A 21,586-nucleotide genomic window follows, 5' to 3' on the forward strand; every position below is an offset into this window, starting at 1 on the left:
GCGCGCCGGGGTGGGCCCTGTTGTTGGAAATCGCAGTCCGGAGCGGGGCCGGTTGGTGATTCGGGACCGGCCTGCCTGACTCCGGGTAGGCTGCGCCGCCCATTCGTACCCGGAGGCCCCATGCCCGAGCTCATCCTGCACCACTATCCGACGTCTCCCTTCGCCGAGAAGGCCCGCCTGATGCTCGGCTTCAAGCGGCTGCCGTGGCGGTCGGTGTTCATCCCTCGCATCATGCCCAAGCCGGACCTGACGGCGCTGACGGGCGGCTACCGCAAGACGCCGGTGCTCCAGGTGGGCGCGGACATCTACTGCGACACCGCGCTGATTGCCCGCTTCCTGGAGCGCGAGCGGCCCACCCCGACGCTGTTCCCGCGCGGCCACGAGCTCACCGCGGCCAGCTTCGCCGCGTGGGCGGACTCCGTCGTCTTCCAGCACGCGGTGGCCCTGATGTTCCAGCCGGCGGTCGCGGCGGAGCGCTTCGCCACGGTGCCACCGGAGTTCGCCAAGGCCTTCGCCGCCGACCGCGCCGCGATGTTCAGCGGGGGCACCACGGGGCGCATGCCCCTGGAGCAGGCCCAGAGCCAGTGGCCCGTCATCATCTCCCGCCTGGAGCGGCAGCTCTCGCACCGGGACGGGGGCTTCCTCTTCGGCGAGCCCTCCGTCGCGGACTTCGCGCTCGCCCACTCGCTGTGGTTCCTCCGGGCCGCCTCGGTGACGCTGCCGCTGGTGGATGGCTTCCCGGCGGTGAAGGCCTGGCTGGACCGGGTGCTCGCTTTCGGCCACGGTGACTTCAGCAAGATGAGCGAGGAGGAGGCCGTCGCCGCGGCCCGCGAGGCCACGCCCGCGCCGCTGCCCGACGAGCACTTCACGGACCCGCTGGGCTTCAAGCCGGGCCAGCGCGTCACCATCGCGGCCGTCGACTACGGCGTGGACCCGGTGGAGGGCGAGCTGCTCTTCGCGGGCGCCGAGGAGCTCATCCTCCGCCGCGAGGACCCGCGCGCGGGCGTCGTGCACGTGCACTTCCCGCGCATGGGCTTCCGCATCGGCACGCCGCAATCCTGAGGCTACGGCTTGGGGATGAGGACGATGTCCTCGTCCTGCCCCAGCCGGTACACCCCGTCCGCGTCCCGGCAGCGCTCGGCATGCGCGCGAAGCTTCATGTCGAGCTCGCGCGCCTCGTTCTCGCTCAGCCCCGCGAGCTGCTCCGCCGTGAAGCAGCCCTCGAGCACGAAGAAGCGGCACAGCGTGTACATCTCCTCGAAGGTCTTCGCGGCGAAGCCGGCCATCGTCGCGATGACCTCGTGCGGCAGCTTCAGCTGGCGCACCGTGTCGGCCACGTCGCTGAAGGTCAGCGTCTGGCTGAAGTCACGGCACAGCTCGTAGGTGGGCCCCCGGTCCGCGGCCATGACGATGAGGCAGTACCCCCCGGGGCGCACGAAGGAGAGCAGCCGGTCGATGAACCCTCCCCAGTCGGAGGAGGGCACGTGGTACAGCACGTGCGAGCACACGACGAGGTCGTACTGCTCCGACGTATGGAAGCGCTCCAGGGGCTCGACGAGGACCTTCGCCTTCTCGAGCTGGAGCCCGGCGAGCTGGTTCGGGTTGGGCTCCAGCAGGGTGAGTGAGCCGAAGCGCGGCGCGAGCCGCTCGGCCACCTTGCCGGACCCCGCGCCCACGTCCAGCAGCGAGGGCTTCTCCGGCAGCCGGGGGAGGAGTCGCTCCTCGACGAGCCGGCCGATGTTCTCGGGATGCCGGGCGGAGGCCGCGAGGATGCGGAATGCCGTGGCGTAGTCCTGCGGAGACATCGTGATGCCCATGTCTGCCCCCTTCGACCGGGAGGACCCGGTGGTGTCTCCGCATGACTGTAGCAAACCGTGCCGCAAGACGCCCCGGGGCGCGCGAAATGCCCCGGGGTGTCCCCGCGCTCGAGCCGCTACGCGCGACGCCGCGAGCGCAGGGAGGCGAGCGCGAGCAGCAGCAGCCCCCAGCCGGCGCCCGCACCCGTGCCCAGGCCCGAGGTGCAGCCGCAGCCGCTGGCCTCGACTTCACCGCCGGGAGCCGGCAGTGTGGCCAACGTGACCTGGACGGTGAAGGTGCACCGGGCCGTGTTGCCGGCGGCGTCCGTGGCGGTCACCGTCACCTCGGTGAATCCCAGGGGGAAGCGCGAGCCGGAGGGATGGCTGTAGGTCACCGTCGTCGGGCCATTGGCATCCACCGCCGTGGCACGCGTGTACTCCACCGTCGTGCCCTCGGTGCTGTCGGTCGTGGACAGCACGTTGTTCGGGCAGGTCAGCACCGGGTCGGTGGTGTCCGGGACGACGGGGAGGGGCACGGCGCGCGGCTCGCGGCCGTGGGCGGCGTCTCCGGCGAAGAAGACGAGCTGTCCTCCCACCGTCACCAGGCCCGTGGGCGCCGAGGACGCAGCGCCGGGCGCCAGGTCCGCGTGACGGAACGTGCCCTCCGTCGTACCATCCGTCGCCCACAGCTCCAGGCCTCCCTCGGCGTCCTGGGCCACGAAGACGGCCAGCCCGCGGTCCTCCAGCGCCACCCTCTCGAACAGGCTCTCATTGTCATTGCTCTCGGCGTTGACGCGGACGCTGCTGGTGGGGCCCTGCATGAGGTCCGTCACCCGCACCGTGCCCGCCTCGGTGCCGTCCGTCCGCCACAGCTCGAAGCCGTGCTCGTCGTCGCGAGCGAAGAACAGCACCCGGTTGCCCAGCTGCGTGAAGCCCGTGCCGAAGGACGGAGACGCCCCGGGCTGGATGTCCTTGAGCAGCCGGGTGCCTGCCTCCGTCCCGTCGCTCACCCAGGGCTCGAAGCCGTGCGCTTCGTCCTGCACGAGGAAGTAGAGCCTGCCGCCCGCCCAGGTCAGGCCGAACGTCTCCTCCAGGCCCGCGCGGATCCGCACCGTGCCATCCGCCGTGCCGTCCGACTTCCACAGGCCGGACTCACCATTCACCTCGCCGAAGAAGTACAGGGTGTTGCCGCCGACGGTGAGCTCGTCGACCTCGAGGTCCTTCACCTTCGTCGTGCCGTCCGCCGTGCCATCCGTCTTCCACAGCGAGCCCGCGTAGTTCTCGTCCCTGGCGGAGAAGAACAGGGTGCCGTTCATCACCGTGAACTCTTCCGGGTCGCTGCTCTCGAACCCGGAGAGCAGTGGCTTGACCATCACCGTGCCGTCGGCCGTGCCGTCGCTCTTCCACAGCTCCCGTCCGTCCACCTCGGTGGTCGCGCTGAAGTAGAGGGTGCCATTGAAGGCGAGCAGGCCCATGGGGATGGAGCCCTGCGCGCCGGAGTTGATGTCCTTCACCCGCACCGTGCCCGCGACGGTGCCGTCGCTCTTCCACAGCTCGAGGCCGGAGGTCCCATCATCCATGCCGAAGAAGAGCGTCGAGCCCACGCTCGCGGAATCGCTCACGGGCCGCGCAAGGCTCCTGAGCCGCGTGGTGCCCCCGGAGGTGGCGTCGCTCACCCACAGCCCCATGCCGTTCTCGTCCTCGGCCGTGAAGAAGACCTTTCCGGGGGTGACCGCCAGCGGATGCCGCGTGAGCTGGGAGCCCTTCGTTCCGGTGCGGACGCTCCCCAGTCCCACCGTCCCCGCGGCCGTGCCATCCGTGCGGAAGACCGCGCCCCGCTCGTCGAAGTCCGGGAGCTCCACGATCACGGAGGAGGACCCCACGGGAACAGGGGGCTTTCCGGTGAAGCCAAGGAAGAACTCGTTGGCGATGCCCCGCTCCGCGAGCAGCACCGTGCCCGCCTCGGAGCCGTCGCTGGACCACAGCGCGACCCGGCGATCCACCTGGATGGAGGCCAGCAGCAGGCGCCCGTTCACCACTCCGAGGGGTTCCGAGTTGCTGCTCTCCTCGCCGGGGAGAAGGTCCTTCACCCGACGCGTCCCCTCGCGGGTGCCATCGCTCACCCACGGCTCCCGGCCGAGCTCGTCCTGGGCCTCGAAGAAGAGCGACTGGCCCACCGGCATCATCCAGTCCGGGCTGAAGGCGGGCAGCTCCACGGTGCCCGCCTCCGTCCCGTTCGTCCGCCACAGGGCCCCGCTTCGCCCGAAGTAGAGGTACGGCCCCGCGGCCCTCATGCTCCCGAGCGACCCGCTCTGCGAGAAGACGCGCTGCGTGCCGTCCACCGTCCCGTCCGTCTTCCACAGCTCCCGGTTGAAATCTCCCGCCGTGAAGAAGACGGTCGAACCCACGACGTGGAGCTGGTCGGTGTAGCCACCCACCGCGCCGGTGTAGAGGTTCTTCAGGCGCACGGTGCCCGCGGCCGTCCCATCCGTCTTCCACAGGCCCGTGCGCTCCACGGAGTCCTCGGCGAGGAAGTACAGCGCGTTGCCCACGGGGACGAGCCCCGAATGGAACTCGGTCACCGTCGCCGGCAGGAGGGCCTGGATGGAGACGGTCCCCGCCTCGGTGCCGTCGCTCTTCCACAGCTTTTCGTCCTGGATGAAATAGAGCGCGCCGCCCAGGGCCGCCATGGACCGGAAGGTGTCGTCGTCCGGCTCCTCCAGGTTGGGGAACGATTTGACGAGGACGGTGCCCGCCGCGGTGCCGTCCGTCTTCCAGAGGCCCTGCAGCCCGAAGTCCATCTCCGCGGAGAAGTAGATGGCGCCCTGGAGCTCCGTGAAGTCGGAGGGCGTGGAGGACCAGAAGCCCGGCGCGAACTCCTTCACGAGCGTGGTGCCCGCCTCCGTGCCGTCCGTCTTCCACAGCTCGGCGCCGGTGAGCTCGTCCTTCAGCGCGACCAGCGTTCCGCCCGAGGGCAGGGGAATGGCCGCCCGGGACCAGGCGAGCCGGGGAAAGAGCGCCGGCCGGGTGTCGATGTCCCTCAGCAGCGCGGGCCCGTCCACCCGCTGAAGGGAGGCGGCCGTCGCGTCGGCGGAGGTGGAGTCGGCGGGCTCGGAACAACCAATGAGCCCCACCATGACTCCGGCCGCGAGCAGCGCGGGAGCCTGGCGTGTCCAATTCATGAGAAGTCTCTCCAGGGGAATCGTTGCGCCCGTCACTTCCTCGGGCCGGGCCCCACCCTAACCCGGCTGGGAGGACATCCGCACACCCCCCGGCCCGGACCGGGTGCGGGGGAGTCCTACCCAACCGACTCACCAGTCCCAAGCACGACAGCCCGCCCCGGAAGGCTTCCGGAGCGGGCCGTCTTGTTTCACGAGACAGGGCTGGGGGCGTCAGGGCTTGCCGGGGTGCCGCTCGAGGACGGCGGCCTGCGAGAGTCGGGTGTACCGGGGCTCCAGCTCGTAGGCATTGAGGATGTTGCAGGCCGGCAGCTTCTCCCAGCTTCCGGAGGCCCACATCGTCGCGCCCATGCCGATGCCGTCCAGGAAGCGGAGGAACTCGTCGCCGTCCGCCTCCCAGGCGCCATTGTCGCCGGGCTTCATCTGCGTGCTGGGCCAGCCGTACTCACCGATGAAGCCCTGCGTGCCCTGGGCGGCCACCCAGTCGGTGAAGGGCTTCACCCGCGAGATGGTGTACGCCCCCACCGACGCGTGGCCCTTGCGCCGGGCCTCGGCCAGGTACACGGAGTGCGCGGACCGGTACTTCCCGCCGCCATCGTCCGGGTACTCGGGGAAGTCCAACGAGTCCATGTAGATGTGGGCGTGATACATGATGTTGTTGGCGCTGTCGGTGATCCACTTGCGCGGGTGGTGCGTGGGCCACTGCTCCGCGGAGGCCCACGAGTAGCCCTCCACCATGACGAGCGTGGTGTCCTTGTTCGTGTTGCGCAGCGTGTTCACCACCTCCTGCGAGTAGCGCTCCCACTGCTGCGCCGCCGTGAGATTCCCCGAGCGCGTGCCCTGGTTGAGCTGGTCCACGTAGAAGACGTGCGGAGCGGTGCCGGTCGTCCCGTCCACGATGAACTGGATGCCGAGGGCGCGGTAGGTCGTCCACAGCGTCGCGTCGGGGGTGAAGTACACGCGGTGCTCCACGCCCTTGGTGATGGGGAACTCCTCGCTGAAGAAGTTGGTCGACCAGTCGCTGGAGGACATCACCATCCGCGCGCGGACGAAGCCCGGCGTGGACGTGGGGACGAAGACCTTCGCCTGGAAGCTCCGCCCCTGGGTGCTGGTGGTGCGCTGGGTGCTCGCATACAGCCGCGCGCCGAACACCAGGTGGTCGGCCGTCCCGGTGCCGGTGAGCTTCAGCGAGCCCTGGGCGTTGCGGGACTCCCAGACGACGCTCTCGCTGGCCTGGGCGAGCCAACCCTGGGTGCCCGTCTCGAAGTTGGAGATGGAGACGGGGCTCAAGAGCGTGCCCTCGGCGGGGAGCAGGTCATGGGGCTCGTTCATGATGTCGTACGCGTAGACGGCCGCGGCGGCCTCGGGGACGGCCTTGATGGCGGCGGCAATCAGGCTCCAGGCCTGCGCGTACTGGGCCGGGGTGGGGGCTCCAGCCGCGCCGAAGGGGAGCTTCACCCCGCCGCGGTTCGTGTAGTGCCCGTAGTTGTGCATGTCGACAATGACCTTGAGGCCCGCCGCGTTCGCGTCCTTCAGCGTCTGCAGCAGCAGGTCCAGGTACTGCGCGTTCAGCGGCTTGCCGAGTTCCGGCTGGATGCGCTCCCAGATGAAGGGGATGCGCACCACGGTGTGGCCGCCCTGGTCCTTCAGGAACCTCAGCGAGTTGTACGACGGCTTCGAGTACGTGGTGCCGTACGTGCCGGGGAGCACCCCGCCGGCGTTGCCCAGGTCCATGAGGTTGATGCCACGCACGTAGCGCTTCGCGGGCACGCCATTCACATGGAACGTGTAGTTGGACACGATGCGTCCGGCCTCGAAGTAGACGACGGAGCCGGTGGCGTTGGTCGCCCGGGTGAACCAGAGGTAGTCCCCGGTGACCATGTTGGAGTCAATCGTGTAGCCCCAGTTGAACTCCTTCGTCTCTCCGGAGGCGAAGTTCTGCCCCGTCACGGTCTTCCTGTAGACGGCTGACGAGGAGATGACTCCGGTGGCCGCGTTGTAGGGGCGGATCTCGAAGTGGAGGGTGACGTTCGCTACGGCTTCGGGCGACTGGATGCCGATGAAGAAGCCAACGGTCTGTCCCGAGGAGACGTCCCTCGGGCCGACCTGGGCTCCGCGGTTCACGAAGGTGACTGCGCTCGCGGTGAGGGGGGTGACCAGGAGCAGCAGCAGCGCGGAGAGGGAGACCCAATTATTGGCACGAAAATGCAACTTAAAGCCTTTCTGTGAATGACGCAGAACAGCGTCGGTTACATTTTGTGGCGGAAGCAGGTGGGTGACCAAAGCAATTCATTGGAAATTCAGCGTGTGATTACAGCGACATGAAACACTAGAAAAAACCTGGGACGGTGCTGGGGGAGGGAACTCGTAGCGGATGGCGGCCTGATTCCAGGCCGTGTCCACCACAAGCGAGTCCATCCATGAAGAAGCTTCCAGTGTCCCTGCTCGTCCTGTCCCTCTCGGCCTGGGGTTGCGGCGAGGCCGACGTCGCGGCTTCTCCCGCCTCCGTCGAGCAGACCGAGCAGGAGCTCCAGGCCCGCGCCTTCAACCCGCGGGAGGTCATCCTCCTGTCATTCTCCGGGGATACCCACTCGGCGGCGCTGATGATCACCGACACGCCGGGAGCGTGCGCCCGGTTCCAGCAGGGCAAGCGGGCCCGCTGGGAGAAGGTGCTCACCTTCGAGTTGGGAAAGGCGGACGGCTACACCGAGGACCCGATGGAGGCGAACGCCCTCCCGCTCGACAAGGGCTTCTACAAGGTCGTCCACCACGACGACACGTCGGCGGGGCCCTTCCAGGACCGGTGGTCCATCGTCTTCAACACCGAGCGTGACGGGGAATGCAACAACACCAGCACGCTCGGGTCCGCCCAGGGTGGCGGGGTCTACCTCCAGTCGCTCGACTTGAGTTCGACGGGAGGAGGCCGAGGCGCCTACCACGTGTCCTTCGGCTCCGGTGCCGCGCAGCGCTTCGGCGTGTTCGAGGCCACGCCCTGCGTCATCAACATCGAGGACCTCCCGCCCGTGTTCACCTGCGAGTAGCACCCGCGGCTCCGCCCCTGGACTTGCGAGTCCGGGGGCGAAGCGCCAGGCGGGACGGGTACCCGTCAGTATTCGCAGCCCATGTAACAGCTGTCCAGGTCCTCCTCACAGAAGGCAATCTGCTCCGGAGTCTGGGCACTGCGCATGCAGTAGTTGTACAGCGTGAGGCAGGCGCGCTCGCAGGGCGGCGGCGCCATGGCCGTCACCGTCTCCTCCGTCGGCGCGCCCGTCGGCTCCTGGGCATCCATCTCAGCGCCGCCACAGCCGACCAGCATGCCGACCGACAACAGTCCCGCCATGATTGCCATTCGCATGGAAAACTCCGTGTGAGGGTGGAGAGCTGCAAGAGCAATCCTACATCAAAAACAGAGAATGCGGAATATCCATGAGTCCTTGCCAGGTGTGGACTCATTGCGTCAGCCGGAGTTCCAGCGGAGGCCCGGGCTCTGGTAGAGGGACGCGGCTGTCCCCACATCCACTCCTGGAGTCCTCTCATGTCCCGGCTGTCCCGCCACGCGCTCGTGCTCGCCCTGTTGCTCACCTCCACCTCGGCCCTCGCGGGGGACCAGTGGGTGAAGGCGCGCACGGTGCTCAACACGTGCGGCTACTTCAGCACCTCGCAGGCGGAAATCACCCTCACGTACCGCAACCAAGACCTGCCCTGGGGCACCAGCGTGTTCCTCATCTACGGCTTCGGTGGAAGCACGAGTCCCACCACCACCTTCGACTGGGCGCCGCAGCCGACGACCGTCGAGGCGCCGGCGGTGGCGGGGTGGCACTGGGAGGCCACGGTGGTGAGCGTCATCCGCGCGCGCTCCTCCACGCAGTACAACAACATCAACTACGTCTGGAAGGTGGTCCTCCCGGACGGCAACGTGTTCTACGAGAAGGGCAACAGCTCCACCTACGGCTACTACTCCGCGGACTTCTCGCACGTGCCCATGCCGTGCACCAACGTCACCGGGCAATTCATCGGCACCCCGACGCCGCTGGCCATCACCACCGTCGTGAAGAACTGACGTCGTCCGGGGCGCCCGTCACACGGTGTGGCGGGCGCCTTCCGGCCCAGGGCAGTGCGGGCGCACAGTTCGGCAGCGGCAGGTTCCCGTCACCGTGAAGCGACTGTCGTGACGGCCGCGCCGGCTCAGAGCCCGTGCCGCGTCTTGTACTCGGCGCTGTTCATGAGCGTCCTGACCACGGTGGCCCGGGTCGTCCCCGCGTTCAGCGCGTTGACGTACGTGGTCAACCCGGAGGTGTCCGGGTCACGCCCGAACAGGACGATGTACGCGTACTTCACGAAGTCCGTGTTCGACAGCGCGTTCATCGACGCGGCCGGCGTGTAGTTGTCCCGGCCGAGCCGGTAGGTCTGGTACTCGCTGGAGTTGAGGAAGGCCACCTGCACCCCGACGCGGGTCGAGGCGCCGCTCTCCAGGGCCTGCGTCCACGTCTGCTGGCCTCCGGCATCCGCGTCGCGGCCCAGCACCAGCCGGTAGAGGTACGCCACATACGTCGCATGCGTCATCGTCGCCGCGACCGGGCCACCCGCCGCCGCGGCCTGGTTGGCGTTGATCTGCGCGTCCGTCAGCAGGCCCCGGCTGGTGATTTGACTCCGCTCCGCCGAGGTGAGGCTTCCTCCGGCGTAGGCCGAGACGAGCATCAGGTGGACCTTCGGCGTGTTGAGGTCATACATCAGTCCGAACCGGCTCTCGGCCTCGGAGGACAGCTCGGGCTGGTCCAGCAGCTCGTAGAACGTCACGCCCTCCAGGTTCACCTTCGTCTGGGCCTTGATGATGTCCAGGTGCTTCTTGATGCCGTGGAAGCAGTCCTCCGTGAGCGGCTGCCCCGGCTGGTTCTCGTAGTCGTTCAGGTGGCCGTAGGGCGTGTGCGGGTCTCCCGCGTAGATCTCCGCGCAGTTGAACTCGTTGATGCGCACGGGGCGGTTGAAGCGGGCCATGTTGGTGAAGAGGCCGCCCGTGCCGAACCACGGGTCCGTGTCCAGGCTGGGATGATTGCGCCACGGATAGATGTGGTAGCCCACCACGTCGAACTGCACGCCCTGCTGGAGCATGAAGTCCAGGAAGCCATAGCCCCGGCCGATGAAGCCCAGGATGATGCGCAGGGGCACGCCGGAGCTCGCCCGGACGTCGCGGATGGCGCGGGACATGCCCCGGTTGACGGCGGCCTCCCGCAGCCCGCAGTCGTTGTAGTAGGGCGCGGCGTCCATCGCGGACGAACCCGGAGCAATCTTCAGCTGACGCTCGTTCTGGATCTCCCAGTCCGTGATGAGGTGCTTCATCTGATTGACGATGTTCTTCGTCGCGTCGTAGGCCTGCTGCTCCGTGGCCTGCGTTCCACAGACGTAGTTGTTCACCGTGGGGTCGTACAGCATGGCCTCGACGGTGATGTTCCGCTCCTTGAAGGCGGTGACCACCTGGGTGAGCCAGGTGATGTTCGCGAAAGGAGAGACATCCAGTCGCACGGAGCGGATGTTGCGCTGGCTCAGGACGAGCGCCGTCTGCCGGGCCTTGTCCACCGTGCTGACGTGCGGGGGATGGAGGTTCACCCCGTAGGTGAATGCCCCCGCCGCGGAAGGCGGCAGGAGCGCCAGGGCGCACAGCGCCAGGAGCGCGAGTCCAGGGTGTCGAATCATGATGTTCCGTCCGTTCTCTTGCGTGGTGCTTTGACCAGGAGTTACTCCCTGGAATTCCAGCTTAAAAAGACGAAACGGATTCTGTCGACAGATATAATGTTTCAGCGTTTCTGTTTCGCGAGGCCCGCGTCGGCGAGGGCGCGGGCCTGACTGTTGGCGTTCTTCGCCTTCGTGGGCACGAGGCCGTCAATCGCCTCGTAACCCTTGAGGCCCTTCACGACGAGGTACTCGCCCAGCTTCTTTCCGTGCTTCATGTTGTCCACGACCGCGTGGCACGACACGCGCTGAATCACCGCGAAGGGCTTTCCATCCTTCATGCGCCATTCCAGCTTGGGACTGAAGCGCGCCGCCGGGCACAGCGTGTCCGGCGGCCGCAGGGAGACGACGACCTCGGTGCCTCCCTTCAGGCGGATGTCCCGGAAGAAGTCGAAGGCGCTGTACCACTCCACCAGCATGTACTCGCCGCCAGGGCCCATGCACTCGATGGGCGCGTCCTCGCCCGCGGGCTCTTCCTCCTCACCGGGGTTGTTCTCGGCCCGCGCCGCCACGCGGGTACAGGTCTCGGTGTCTGTGTATTCGAAGGTGACTTCCCGCGCGTGCGCCGTGCTCGCGAGCGCGAGGCACAGGGCGGGCAGGGTGAGGGACTTGTGCATGGACGAAGACTCCGGTGCGTGCGGCGGACGGCCGGACTTGTACTCCGGCCCGCACGCCGCGCGCACGCACGAGCGCCTCAGTCCAGCAGCTGCATGAGGTCCGCCCGTGTGAGGGCCGTGGCGCCCTCGGCGCCGCCGAGCGCGGACTCGAAGAGGGCCCGCTTCTTCTCTTGGAGGGTGAGAATCTTCTCCTCCACGGTGCCCTGGGACACGAGCCGGTACACCATCACCGGCCGCTGCTGGCCGATGCGGTGCGCGCGGTCCGCGGCCTGCGCCTCCACCGACGGGTTCCACCACGGGTCCACCAGGAAGACATGGTCCGCCGCGGTGAGGTTGAGGCCCGTGGCGCCCGCCTTCAGCGAGATGAGCATCACCGGCGGGCCCTTCGGGTCCTGGAACGACGCGGCCACCGCGCCGCGGTTGGACGTCGTGCCGTCCAGGCGGATGAAGCCGATGTCCGCTTCCTTCAGCGCCGGCTCGATGAGGTCCAGCATGGACGTCCACTGCGAGAAGACGAGCGCCTTGTGCCCGTCCTCCACCGCCGTGCCGAGCGCCTCCACCAGCGCCTGCACCTTGGAGGACGTCTTCGCCTGCTGGCCCGGCACGAGGGCGGGGTGGCACGCGGCCTGACGCAGCCGCAGCAGCGCCTCCAGCGCCTTGAGCACGTTGCCGCCCGCGTCGAGCTGGGACACCACCTCCTCGCGTGTGGCCGCGTACACCGCGTCGTAGACGGCGCGCTCGCGCTCGCTGAGGGTGACGTGCCGCACGGCCTCGGTGCGCGGCGGCAGCTCGGGCGCCACGTCGCGCTTGAGCCTGCGCAGCACGAAGGGGCGGATGCGCGCGCGCAGCCGCTCGGCCGCGCCCTTCTGGTTGTCCGTCACCGGCCGGGACCAGCGCTCGTCGAACTCCTTGCGCCCGCCGAGCAGGCCGCGGTTGGTGAAGTGCATCAGGCTCCACAGCTCCTCGAGCCGGTTCTCGATGGGCGTGCCGCTCAGCGCCACCCGGAAGGCGGCCTGCAGCCCGTACGCCGCGCGCGCCACCTGGCTGTCCGGGTTCTTGATGGCCTGCGCCTCGTCCAGCACCACCGTGTCCCACGTCCTCGCGCCGAGCACCTCCGCGTCCAGCCGCATGAGCGCGTACGTGGTGAGCGTCACGTCGGCCGACTCGTCCAGGGCGCGGCCGGGGCCGTGGTAGACGGACACCTTCAGCGACGGGCGGAAGCGCTTCACCTCCGCCTCCCAGTTGGGGAGCACGCTCGTGGGCGCCACCACCAGCGTGCCCGGCCCCAGCGTGCAGATGGTCTGCAGCGTCTTGCCCAGACCCATGTCGTCCGCGAGCACGCCGCCCAGGCCCGCCTGCTTCAGGAAGGTGAGCCAGCTGACGCCCTGGAGCTGGTACGGGCGCAGCGTGGCGGTGAGGTCCTTGGGCAGCGTGACGTCCGGCAGCTTCTCGAAGCCCTGCACCAGGGGCGCCAGCCGCTCCAGGCCGGGCGGGGGAGGGTGGTCCAGCTCCTCGCACAGGCCGGTGAGCTGCGGAATGGCGTGGTTGGCCAGCCGCCCGTCCTTCTCGCGCGCCGCCAGCAGGTCCGCCACGCGCTGACCATGGGACTTCAGCCACTCCGCGGGCAGGGGCGCCCAGCCGCCGCCCTCCAGCGCCACCAGCCCCAGCCCTTCCTCCCACGCGCGGATGACCGACGCCGCGTCCACGGTGCGCGGCGCGCCCGGCTCCGCGCCCTCCACCTGGAAGTCCATGGTGAACTCCACGCGGGGCACGCCCTGCTGCGTGGTGGCTGTGTCCACCGAGAGGACGGGGCGCAGCTTCACGTTGGCGCCCACGATGCGCGCCGCGTCGCCGGTGAGGCTGCCGCTCCAGCGCCGCAGCTTGCTGGCGAGCTGCACCGCCTCCTGTCCCTGCACCGTCACGCGCCGGCCGGGCACCATGTTCAGGTCGTCGCGGAGCTGGTGGATGAGCCGCTGCTCGGCGGCCTCGTCGCGCACGGGCACCGCGCCCTTGATGAACACCATGCGCCCGTTGTCGATGCGCACGCTCGGCGGCGAGCCGTACACCAGCGTGGGGAGCGCGGAGAGCCCGGCGGCGAGCTGGTTGAGCTCGATGGAGATGCGCGGCTTGAGCGTGCGGTCGATGGGCGGCAGCCGCTGGCTCCTCACGTCCACCGGCAGGCGCCGCGCGAGGTCCGGCAGCACCTTGCCGGTCAGCTCGCCCATCTGCTCGGGCGAGAAGGCGCGCACCTGCGGCAGGTGCTCCAGCCGGGGGCCGGTGAGGGCCTGCTCTCCGAGCCGGCAGAGCGTGCCGCCACTCAGCGCGAAGCCGGGGGCCACCACCTCGGTGAGGTTCGGGTCCTTGTCCACCTTCAGCACCGTCTGCTCGCCGCGGTCCTCCACGGTGACGCGGGGCAGGAGGGGCTCGGCGGAGACGGAGATGAGCGCGCCGTCGAAGATGACGGTGCGCGCGGGCTCCAGCGCGCGCAGCAGGGCCTCGAGCCGCTCGGGCGGAAGCGCCCCCTTCGTGGGCTTCAAGAGCAGCTTGTCGGCGACGAGGTCGCACGGGTCCACGTGGATGCGCGCGGCCTCCACCGGGTTCGTCAGCACCGAGGCCAGGCTGCGCGCCAGCAGCCGCGCGGTGTTGTCCGGACGCACGACGAGGCGTTCGAGCTGCAACCCTCCGTCCACGCGCTTGAAGCGGTACACCATGCGCTCCGGCTTCGCCGGGGCACCACCGGGGCGCGCGGTCGCGGGCGCCTGGGACGCGACGGGCCGGGACGCAGCCGGAGCCGCGGGGGCGCGCGGCGCGGGGGCCCGCGGCGTGGGAGCGCGCTGGCTCTGCGACTGGTGGAAGAAGACGGCCGCCGCCACCACGTGCTCGCACGGGTCCACCCGTCCCTTGCAGTCGCACTCCCAGATTTCGTCCTCCGGGTAGAGGACGGTGGTCAGCGGCGTGGGACGGCCGGCGGCGCGCACCCGCAGCACGGCCTCCTCTTCACCCACGGACTGCACGGAGACAGCACCCGCACGGGCGAGGCCCATGCCGGCGGACCAGGTGTCCGGGCGTGCTTCCTCCCGGATGGCTTCGAGCAGTTCCGCGGTCGCAGACATAAGAGGGCGCCTCCCTATCCCCTCGAAGGGCCCCGCGCAAACCCACCGGGCGTGCGGCCGAAGCCCCCGGGGGCTTGTACCACTGACGCGCCGCGCCGCATTGGACGGATGAAGCCGTGTGCCCGGCGGAGAGGCGAGCAGACGAAGACTCTCGGCGGGGGAGGGCCGGCCCCGCGGCGACGCGCGGGCAGTGGCCGCTTCCGCGGGAGGAAACGCCGCCGCCCGTCATCGAGGCGCCGGGAGGTCACAAACGGTGCTTTCGCACTCGGCCTCTTCGGATGAGTACCTGAGGGGGGACATCATGGAGGTGTCGTCGGAGCGACTGCTGGCAGGCCGGTTGGCCGCGGACCGTCGAGGCAAGGTGGAATCGCCTCTGGAGGAGGCGCGTGGCGATGGAGCCGACAGCCGCGCGGACGCGGAGGCGCGCGCACTGCAACATCAGCAGGTCATCAATCACGCCAACCGCATGCTTTCCGGGAGCGCCTACCGGAGAGGCATGCTCAGCGGGCTCGACCTGCTCGGCAAGTTGCGCGGGGGGCGTTGCAAGGCCAGGAGCCCCGAGGCCAATCTCGACCTGGAGCAGATCGCGGTGCACGCGAGCAACGCCGTGCTCAGCACGCTCTCCTTCAGCGTGGCGGCCCTGGTGGTCTTCATCGCCCAGGTGGTGCTTCTGCTCGCATCCCTGAATGCGCTGACCGTGGACGCCCTGGATGGTGGGGTTTCGTGGGGCCTGTTGGGGAGCTGGATGGGGATTTTCGTCCTGGGCCTCTTCGGGGCCGGGCTGATGGCCTTCGAGGGCGTCTACCTTCGCTGGGCGAATGCCCGCCGCTTCCTGCGGAGCGACTACATGCCAGGTGCGCACGAGCCACCGTCGAAGTCCGGGGCGATGGAGAAGCGGTCGCTCGCGCGGTGGCTCCGGAATCAGGTCCTGAGCGCTGACGCGGTCCAGAACGTGGTGACTTTCGGGGGCTATGCCCCGTTCGTCGGTGCCGGCGGGAAGATCTCCGGCTGGGTCATGGCGGTGGAGCGCAAGCCCGACCCGTCCACCCTGGAGGAGGACGAAGACGAAGGGCGCCGCATCTCCATCTCCGTGGAGGACTTCTACCGAGCGGTGGATGAGGCGATGGAGAAGGCACAGCTCCCCCGGTTGCAGCGCTCCTCCGTGCTGCTCGTCAAGGGAGCGGAGCTGGAGGCGGATGGAGAGGTCCTGGCACGGCTGGGAGAGCGCCCCGTGTCACGGCTGCCGGAGCACCGGTTGATGGAACTGGGGCAGCGGGAGCTCACGAGCGGGATGCGGTTCTACCGCCTGTACCGTTACGTCGACACGGCTCGGGACATGGTGCTCTCGTACTACCTCCGCTTCTACAACGTGGGAGCGGTGACCTTCATCGAAGCGTCGGCCTTTACGTTGACGGGAGTGGATCGCGAGCGCTTCGGGCTTGCTTCCCTGCTGGACGACAACAGGTTGACGAGGGCCTTGAAGACCGCGGTGTGGACGCTCGTCCTTCTCACCGGCTTGTACGGGCTGGTGGCGCTCTCCAACGTGAGCATCTTCGTGAGCCAGTTGCTCGAATGGCGCCGACAGGATGCCCGGCACCAACGTGCCATCAAGGCTCGCGAGAAGTACAACTATGGCATCGCGCAGACCTTCCGTGAGTCCGTGGCAGCGCCCTTCTACCAGGACTACTACGGGGTCCAGGACCTCACGATGTACTGGCGCTCCGTCGAGGAGTGCGTGCTCCACGGCGTGGTGGAGTTGCTCGAGGAGCGCGGTATCGATGTCTCGCAGTTCAAGGAGCAGGCGACGACCGTCATCAACAGCGGCATCATGGTGAGCGGTGGCGAGTTCACGGCCACGCAGGTGACGGCGGGAACCGGGGCGAGCTCCATCATGAAGTCGGATGACAAGGGCGCCTCGAAGGCGGGCCTGATGAAGCGGGCCTCCCAACAGGTCAAGGCCGCGAAGGGGGCCGCACGGAGCGCGGGGGCCTCGGCGTGAGGTCAGCGTGTCCGCGGAACGAATGAGAAAGGAGTCATGTCATGGGGGGAAGGAACGAGGGAATCATCAACCGGGGGCAGTTCCGGGCCGGGTCCGTGGTGGTGGGACGGGGCGCGATGCATGTGGTTGGAGCACCCCCCGGGAGTCCCCCCGAGCAGGCCCAGGTCATCGCCGCCATCAATGACTTCCTGAAGACGCTGGAAGCCCATGCGGAGAAGCTGGGCGCGCTGGATGAGCTGACGGAGACGGTTCAGCAGCTCGCCGAGGAGGCGAAGAAGGAGCGGCCCAGCAGGCCGACCCTCAAGGGATTGCTCGCGGGCATCAAGGACTCGGTCATCTCGGTGGCCGAGATGGCCCCAGCCGTCACCACCCTCGTGGGGGCGGTGACGGCGCTGATGGGCAGGGGCTGAGTCAGAACACCGCGTTGAGCAGCAGGCCCCCGCCGTTGCGGCCCACGGTGGGCGTCACGCTGGCCTGGATGACCGACGGGCGCTTGCGGGGCCTGGGGGCCGGCTCGTCCGAGATTCCCAGCTCGGACTGGAGCTGCTTGTTGTACGCGTCGGCCAGCTCGCGCGCCTTGCTCGTGTCGACGGGATGCGGGTTGCGCCAGACGGCATAGACCATCATCCCCGCGCCCGCCGCGCCGAGGGCACTGCCCAGCAGCATGTTCCCCATCCTGCTGTCGAAGCGGTCCGAGTTGCGGTCCATACAGGCGCTGAAGTCCGGGGAGAAGGCGTCGCAGTCCTCGCGCTTCGAGTCGAACACGCCGAAGATGACGAGGGCGCCTCCCACCAGCACCCCTCCACCGGCGACGCCGATGAGGGTCTTCGTGCGCATGTTGGAGTTGTACGCCTCCACCAGGTCCGCCCTGCCCAGCTTCTCGTAGAAGGCCTTCCCCTCCAGGGGCTTCTTGTACTTGCCCTCGTAGGGCAGGGTCCAACGGGCCACCGTCCTCGGAGCGGACATCGTCCAGGGATTCATCTGCATCGCGACGTAGTCGTCGAAGCCGATGTGCCGCAGCTCGTACTGTTCCTTCGCCTCGGCGAAGGAGAGCGCCGGACGCTCCGGAGCCGGCGGCGTCACGGCCTCGGCGGGCGGGGCCTGTTCCGGGGGCGTCTCGGCCTGTGCTTCAGCGGGCACATCCGTCGGCGGGGACTCCAGCGCCACGGGAGCGTCGCTGGGAGCTCCGGTGAGGGGCTCCTGCGCGCCCGGGCTGGCGAAGGAAAGGGTGGGCAACAGGACGACAGACATCCACAGGTTGCGAATCATTGACGCAGCCTCAAACGAAAAGTGACCTGGCCCCTGACAGGAGTATGCCCTGGCACCAGGACACGGCACCAGTCATCCCGCCACATACGCGGGTCGGACATGGGGCCTGACGGCGGTGCGGCCTCTTTCACTCGGAGGCGAGGTCCCGCTTCTCGAAGAGCCACGCGGACAGCAGGCCGAAGGCGGCGAAGAAGAAGAGCACCGTCGCGAGGCTGGTCTGCCAGCTCACGGCGCGGCCCAGTGCCGACTGCACGTCCTGGACCCGGAAGTGGCTCATGGGCACCCAGTGCGCCCGGAGGTTGTCCAGGTTGGTCATGGGCGACAGCCAGCCTCCCGGCAGGAACGTCAGCATCCGCAGCAGGTGCTGGGCGGCGTAGCCGAGCATGGCGCCGCCGATGAGCGAGCGCGTCAGCACGGCCGCGAACATCGCGAGGATGATGAGGAAGGCGAAGTCGAGGACGAAGTACGCCAGGATCCTCCCCACGTCCCCCGCGCCCAGCCCCACCGGCTCGGGCACGAAGGGCTGTCCGAGGAGCACCGAGCCCACCGCCCCCATGGCGACGGTGAAGACCAGGGCGAAGGCCAGCCCTCCCAGCGTCAGCACCAGCGAGGCGAGGAACTTCGCGAGGAGCGCGGAGGCCCGTGTCGCCGTCCGGGGGAGCGTCATCTTCCAGGTGCCGGAGGAGTACTCCCCGCCCACGCAGCCGGCCGCCACGATGGCCACCAGCAGCGGAAGCACCATGTGGGCGAGCCTCGTCGTGTTCCACAGGCAGCCCGGGAAGGAGGCGAGGTCGCTCGCCCAGGAGACGAGGTTCTTGTCGAACGTGGCGGCGAGCGCGGCGGGCAGCGGGAGGATGGCGAAGACGAGCAGCACCCCGAGGGCACCGTGGTACAGGCCCCTCCCGCGGGCCTTGACGAACTCCGCGCGGAACTGACGCAGCAGCGTGATGGGCGTCACTGGCGGAGCCCTCCCTGCGCGGCGGCGGTGGCCTCGAAGAACAGCTGCTCCAGGGAGCTGCGCTTCGGGCGCACCTCGAAGACATCGACGTCCGCCTGGAGCAGCTTGCGCAGCGTGGCCGGCACCGCGCTGTCCGCGCCCTCGGTCAGCACCCACCCGGGTCCGGCGCCCTGGGCTTCTTGCGCCGCGGGCAGGTTCAGGATGGCGCGCGCCCGGTCCATGGACGACACGCGCAGCTCGATTCCCCGGCTCGCGAGCAGCGTCTCGACGGGGCCCTGGATGCGCAGCTCCCCGTTCTGGACGATGGCGACGTCGGTGCAGAAGCGCTCCACCTCCTGGAGCAGGTGGCTGGACACGAAGAGCGTGCGGCCGGCCTGTCTCAGGGAGACAATCAGCTCGCGGATCTCCCGCGCCCCGTCCGGGTCGAGCCCGTTGGTCGGCTCGTCCAGGAAGAGCACCGGCGGGTCGCCCATCAACGCCACCGCGAGCCCGAGCCGCTGCTTCATGCCGAGCGAGTACTGCTTCACCGCGCGCTTTCCGTCGTGGGACAGGCCGACCTGTTCGAGCAGCCGGTCCGACTCGGCGCGGGGGAGCTCCCGCCCCGCGCTGAGCGCCATGGCCCGCAGGTTCTCCGCGCCGCTGAGGTGCATGTAGAAGGCGGGCACCTCGACGATGGCGCCCACCAGTGACGACAGCTTCGAGCGCTGTCGAGACACGTCCACCCCCATCACCGTCGCGGTGCCGGACGTGGGCCGCACGAGCCCCAGCAACATGCGGATGGTGGTGGTCTTCCCCGCGCCGTTGGGCCCGAGGAACCCGAAGACCGAGCCCACGGGCACCTCGAGGCTCAGGTCCTTCACCGCGGCGCGGGGGCCATACGTCTTCGTCAGGCCCTCCGTGCGGATGGCGTAATCCATGAGGCGCAATCTCCCAGGGCCTTCCCGCCCCGTCCCTCACGGGGGGCGGCAACCCACGCACCTTCTTCTTTACGGCAGGCAGGCAGGGGAGCGAAATGCCAGAGAGCTGAAACCGGCTCCCGGGGTCGCGCGTACCAGGGAAAAACCCCGCACGCGCCGGGCGTGCCTGGAGGGTGAACCCATGTCGCCTGCCGCCGCCGTTTCTCCCGCAGCTCTCCGTCGCGCTCCGCCTCCCGCGGCGCGGCGCCTCCTGCCCCTGGCCCTCGTCGCCTTCGCGGTGCTCGCCGCCTGCTCCGAGGCGCGCGGAGCGTCCTCGGGAAAGGCCTCCGGCGCGGTGGACACCCCGAGGCCGGCCGTGAACGACACCCGCCGCTACGAGAAGCCCTCCGACGCGGAGCTGCGGCGCACCCTCCCGCCCCTGGCCTACGAGGTCACCCAGAAGGACGCGACCGAGCCCGCGTTCCGCAACATGTACTGGGACCACAAGGCCGAGGGGCTCTACGTCGATGTGGTCACCGGCGAGCCGCTCTTCTCGTCCCGGGACAAGTTCGACTCCGGCACCGGCTGGCCCAGCTTCACCCGCCCCGTCGACGCCTCCCGCGTCGTCGAGAAGCGGGACGTGGGCCTCGGCATGGACCGTGTCGAGGTCCGCTCGAAGGCGGGTGACTCGCACCTGGGCCACGTGTTCGGCGACGGGCCGAAGCCCACCGGCCTGCGCTACTGCATCAACTCGGCGGCGCTGCGCTTCGTCCCCGTCAACGCGCTGGAGGCCCAGGGGTACGGCGCGTGGCTGCCGCACTTCGGACGGAAGGAGTCGGTGAGCGCCCCGAAGCCCACGGCCGACACGATGAAGGCCATCGCCGCGGCGGCGAACACCTCCGAGACGGCGCTGCTGGCGGGCGGCTGCTTCTGGGGCATGGAGGACATCCTCCGGAAGATTCCGGGCGTCCTCCAGACGGACGTCGGCTACACCGGCGGCACCTTCAAGAGTCCCACCTACGAGGACGTGAGCTCGGGCGACACCGGGCATGCGGAGTCGGTGCGCGTGGTGTTCGACCCGAAGGTGCTGAGCTACGAGACGCTGCTGGAGAAGTGGTTCTTCCGCATGCACGACCCGACGACGCTCAACCGCCAGGGCAATGACATCGGCACCCAGTACCGCTCGGCCATCTTCTACCTGTCCGACGCGCAGCGCCGCGTGGCCGAGGAGGTGAAGGCCCGTGTCAACGCGTCCGGCAAGTGGTCCCGTCCCGTCGTCACGCAAATCGTCCCGGCCGGCGAGTTCACCCCCGCCGAGACGTACCACCAGGACTACCTGGTGAAGAACCCCGGCGGGTACACCTGCCACTACCTGCGCGACTGACGGCTTCCCGGCGCCATCCCATGAGGTGGCGCACCAGCGGCCTTCACCCGGGTGGCGCTCCACGCGGTTGCTCCCATGTCATGTGGGGAGGTCTGCCGGTGCCACCCGGGAGCCTTCGCGCCGCTCAGCCCACGCGGGGGAAGTCCACCTCGGTGCCGGCGACGACGTTGAGGTAGTTGGTGAGGACGTTCTGCGCGACGGCGGCCACGACCTCCACCAGCTCCGCGTCGCTCAGCCCGGCCCTGCGCGCCTGCGCGAGCTGCGGGCCCACGTCGGCGGCGCGCGTGCGGGCGATGGCGACCGCCAGGTCCAGGATGGCCTGCTCGCGCGGGTCCGCCGACCGGCCGGTCCGGAAGCCGGTCAGCTCATCCGCCTTCACCCCGTGCCCCTTCGCCAGCGCCGTGTGCGCGGACAGGCAGTAGGTGCAGTGGTTGAGCTCCGCCACCGCGATGGCGATGGCCTCCTGCGTGCGCGGCGACAGCTTCGCGCCGCCCATGGCGTTGAAGTAGCCCGCCACCGCCTCCAGCGCCGCGGGCGAGTGGGCGAACGTGGCGAACATCTTCGGGACACCGCCGAACTTCGCCTTCAGCGCCGCGAGCGTGGGGGCGGACTCGGCCGGCGTGTTGGCGGGGGTGACGGGGGCGATGG

General features: G+C 69.2%; 17 protein-coding genes. 6 read left to right on the plus strand and 11 right to left on the minus strand.

Going from position 1 to position 21,586, the window contains the following annotated elements; translation table 11 throughout:
• Nucleotides 1-120 precede the first annotated feature (120 nt).
• Entirely contained in the window at nucleotides 121-1,062 is a 942-nt protein-coding gene (locus HG543_RS03620; RefSeq protein WP_169343226.1) for a glutathione S-transferase family protein, read from the plus strand.
• 2 nt (nucleotides 1,063-1,064) lie between these two features.
• On the opposite strand, the gene HG543_RS03625 is transcribed toward HG543_RS03620, so the two are convergent.
• The 3 genes from HG543_RS03625 to HG543_RS03635 all read right to left on the minus strand — a co-directional run bounded on the left by HG543_RS03625 (nucleotide 1,065) and on the right by HG543_RS03635 (nucleotide 7,186).
• Nucleotides 1,065-1,817: a class I SAM-dependent methyltransferase gene (locus HG543_RS03625; RefSeq protein WP_169343227.1), complete on the minus strand. Its 753-nt coding sequence runs from the start codon at nucleotides 1,815-1,817 to the stop codon at nucleotides 1,065-1,067.
• A 116-nt stretch (nucleotides 1,818-1,933) separates the two neighbouring features.
• The gene (locus tag HG543_RS03630; protein WP_169343228.1) at nucleotides 1,934-4,978 is read right to left on the minus strand and encodes an ELWxxDGT repeat protein; all 3,045 of its coding nucleotides are present in this window, start codon (nucleotides 4,976-4,978) and stop codon (nucleotides 1,934-1,936) included.
• Nucleotides 4,979-5,188: 210 nt separating this feature from the next.
• Nucleotides 5,189-7,186: a cellulase family glycosylhydrolase gene (locus HG543_RS03635; RefSeq protein ID WP_169343229.1), complete on the minus strand. Its 1,998-nt coding sequence runs from the start codon at nucleotides 7,184-7,186 to the stop codon at nucleotides 5,189-5,191.
• Between the two features lie 209 nt (nucleotides 7,187-7,395).
• On the opposite strand from HG543_RS03635, the gene HG543_RS03640 reads away from it, so the two are divergent.
• Nucleotides 7,396-8,016, plus strand: coding sequence for a hypothetical protein (locus tag HG543_RS03640; RefSeq protein ID WP_169343230.1), 621 nt, complete (start codon nucleotides 7,396-7,398; stop codon nucleotides 8,014-8,016).
• A gap of 65 nt (nucleotides 8,017-8,081) precedes the next feature.
• Here the strand turns inward: HG543_RS03640 and HG543_RS03645 are convergent, their stop codons facing one another.
• Nucleotides 8,082-8,330, minus strand: coding sequence for a hypothetical protein (locus tag HG543_RS03645; RefSeq protein ID WP_169343231.1), 249 nt, complete (start codon nucleotides 8,328-8,330; stop codon nucleotides 8,082-8,084).
• Between the two features lie 180 nt (nucleotides 8,331-8,510).
• On the opposite strand from HG543_RS03645, the gene HG543_RS03650 reads away from it, so the two are divergent.
• Nucleotides 8,511-9,035 (plus strand): hypothetical protein, encoded by a 525-nt coding sequence (locus tag HG543_RS03650; RefSeq protein WP_169343232.1) that lies wholly within the window; start codon nucleotides 8,511-8,513, stop codon nucleotides 9,033-9,035.
• Nucleotides 9,036-9,160: 125 nt separating this feature from the next.
• Here the strand turns inward: HG543_RS03650 and HG543_RS03655 are convergent, their stop codons facing one another.
• The 3 genes from HG543_RS03655 to HG543_RS03665 form a co-directional block, all read right to left on the minus strand.
• Entirely contained in the window at nucleotides 9,161-10,666 is a 1,506-nt protein-coding gene (locus HG543_RS03655; protein WP_169343233.1) for a DUF4214 domain-containing protein, read from the minus strand.
• A 101-nt stretch (nucleotides 10,667-10,767) separates the two neighbouring features.
• The gene (locus tag HG543_RS03660) at nucleotides 10,768-11,319 is read right to left on the minus strand and encodes a hypothetical protein (protein WP_169343234.1); all 552 of its coding nucleotides are present in this window, start codon (nucleotides 11,317-11,319) and stop codon (nucleotides 10,768-10,770) included.
• A gap of 77 nt (nucleotides 11,320-11,396) precedes the next feature.
• The gene (locus HG543_RS03665; RefSeq protein ID WP_169343235.1) at nucleotides 11,397-14,432 is read right to left on the minus strand and encodes a DEAD/DEAH box helicase; all 3,036 of its coding nucleotides are present in this window, start codon (nucleotides 14,430-14,432) and stop codon (nucleotides 11,397-11,399) included.
• A gap of 301 nt (nucleotides 14,433-14,733) precedes the next feature.
• Between HG543_RS03665 and HG543_RS03670 the strand changes: the two genes are divergently transcribed.
• The gene (locus HG543_RS03670; protein WP_169343236.1) at nucleotides 14,734-16,431 is read left to right on the plus strand and encodes an AbeC-like domain-containing protein; all 1,698 of its coding nucleotides are present in this window, start codon (nucleotides 14,734-14,736) and stop codon (nucleotides 16,429-16,431) included.
• Between the two features lie 41 nt (nucleotides 16,432-16,472).
• Nucleotides 16,473-16,841, plus strand: a complete 369-nt coding sequence (locus tag HG543_RS03675) for a hypothetical protein (protein ID WP_169343237.1) — start codon at nucleotides 16,473-16,475, stop codon at nucleotides 16,839-16,841.
• Nucleotide 16,842: 1 nt separating this feature from the next.
• On the opposite strand, the gene HG543_RS03680 is transcribed toward HG543_RS03675, so the two are convergent.
• From HG543_RS03680 to HG543_RS03690, 3 genes are all read right to left on the minus strand, one after another.
• Complete coding sequence (locus tag HG543_RS03680; protein ID WP_169343238.1) at nucleotides 16,843-17,700, minus strand: hypothetical protein; 858 nt, start codon at nucleotides 17,698-17,700, stop codon at nucleotides 16,843-16,845.
• A 127-nt stretch (nucleotides 17,701-17,827) separates the two neighbouring features.
• Nucleotides 17,828-18,658 carry a DUF2705 family protein gene (locus HG543_RS03685; RefSeq protein ID WP_169343239.1) on the minus strand — a complete coding sequence of 277 codons (831 nt, stop codon included), beginning with the start codon at nucleotides 18,656-18,658 and terminating at the stop codon, nucleotides 17,828-17,830.
• On the minus strand, nucleotides 18,655-19,575 hold the full coding sequence (locus HG543_RS03690) for an ABC transporter ATP-binding protein (RefSeq protein WP_169343240.1): 921 nt from the start codon (nucleotides 19,573-19,575) through the stop codon (nucleotides 18,655-18,657). The genes HG543_RS03685 and HG543_RS03690 overlap by 4 nt, the downstream gene beginning before the upstream one ends.
• Nucleotides 19,576-19,756: 181 nt before the next feature.
• Between HG543_RS03690 and HG543_RS03695 the strand changes: the two genes are divergently transcribed.
• On the plus strand, nucleotides 19,757-20,938 hold the full coding sequence (locus tag HG543_RS03695) for a bifunctional methionine sulfoxide reductase B/A protein (protein ID WP_169343241.1): 1,182 nt from the start codon (nucleotides 19,757-19,759) through the stop codon (nucleotides 20,936-20,938).
• A gap of 124 nt (nucleotides 20,939-21,062) precedes the next feature.
• On the opposite strand, the gene HG543_RS03700 is transcribed toward HG543_RS03695, so the two are convergent.
• Nucleotides 21,063-21,586: carboxymuconolactone decarboxylase family protein (locus HG543_RS03700; protein ID WP_169343242.1), on the minus strand; the 524-nt coding region annotated here is incomplete at its 5' end.

Source organism: Pyxidicoccus fallax (genome assembly GCF_012933655.1).
Lineage (GTDB): Bacteria > Myxococcota > Myxococcia > Myxococcales > Myxococcaceae > Myxococcus > Myxococcus fallax.

Excerpts from the sequence above, each read along its gene's own strand:
- HG543_RS03625 (WP_169343227.1), bottom strand. The coding sequence starts at position 1,817 with ATGGGCATCACGATGTCTCCGCAGGACTACGCCACGGCATTCCGCATC.
- HG543_RS03650 (WP_169343232.1), top strand. The coding sequence starts at position 8,511 with ATGTCCCGGCTGTCCCGCCACGCGCTCGTGCTCGCCCTGTTGCTCACC.
- HG543_RS03640 (WP_169343230.1), top strand. The coding sequence starts at position 7,396 with ATGAAGAAGCTTCCAGTGTCCCTGCTCGTCCTGTCCCTCTCGGCCTGG.
- HG543_RS03675 (WP_169343237.1), top strand. The coding sequence starts at position 16,473 with ATGGGGGGAAGGAACGAGGGAATCATCAACCGGGGGCAGTTCCGGGCC.
- HG543_RS03660 (WP_169343234.1), bottom strand. The coding sequence starts at position 11,319 with ATGCACAAGTCCCTCACCCTGCCCGCCCTGTGCCTCGCGCTCGCGAGC.
- HG543_RS03670 (WP_169343236.1), top strand. The coding sequence starts at position 14,734 with ATGGAGGTGTCGTCGGAGCGACTGCTGGCAGGCCGGTTGGCCGCGGAC.
- HG543_RS03665 (WP_169343235.1), bottom strand. The coding sequence starts at position 14,432 with ATGTCTGCGACCGCGGAACTGCTCGAAGCCATCCGGGAGGAAGCACGC.
- HG543_RS03690 (WP_169343240.1), bottom strand. The coding sequence starts at position 19,575 with ATGGATTACGCCATCCGCACGGAGGGCCTGACGAAGACGTATGGCCCC.
- HG543_RS03645 (WP_169343231.1), bottom strand. The coding sequence starts at position 8,330 with ATGCGAATGGCAATCATGGCGGGACTGTTGTCGGTCGGCATGCTGGTC.
- HG543_RS03630 (WP_169343228.1), bottom strand. The coding sequence starts at position 4,978 with ATGAATTGGACACGCCAGGCTCCCGCGCTGCTCGCGGCCGGAGTCATG.
- HG543_RS03680 (WP_169343238.1), bottom strand. The coding sequence starts at position 17,700 with ATGATTCGCAACCTGTGGATGTCTGTCGTCCTGTTGCCCACCCTTTCC.
- HG543_RS03655 (WP_169343233.1), bottom strand. The coding sequence starts at position 10,666 with ATGATTCGACACCCTGGACTCGCGCTCCTGGCGCTGTGCGCCCTGGCG.
- HG543_RS03695 (WP_169343241.1), top strand. The coding sequence starts at position 19,757 with ATGTCGCCTGCCGCCGCCGTTTCTCCCGCAGCTCTCCGTCGCGCTCCG.
- HG543_RS03620 (WP_169343226.1), top strand. The coding sequence starts at position 121 with ATGCCCGAGCTCATCCTGCACCACTATCCGACGTCTCCCTTCGCCGAG.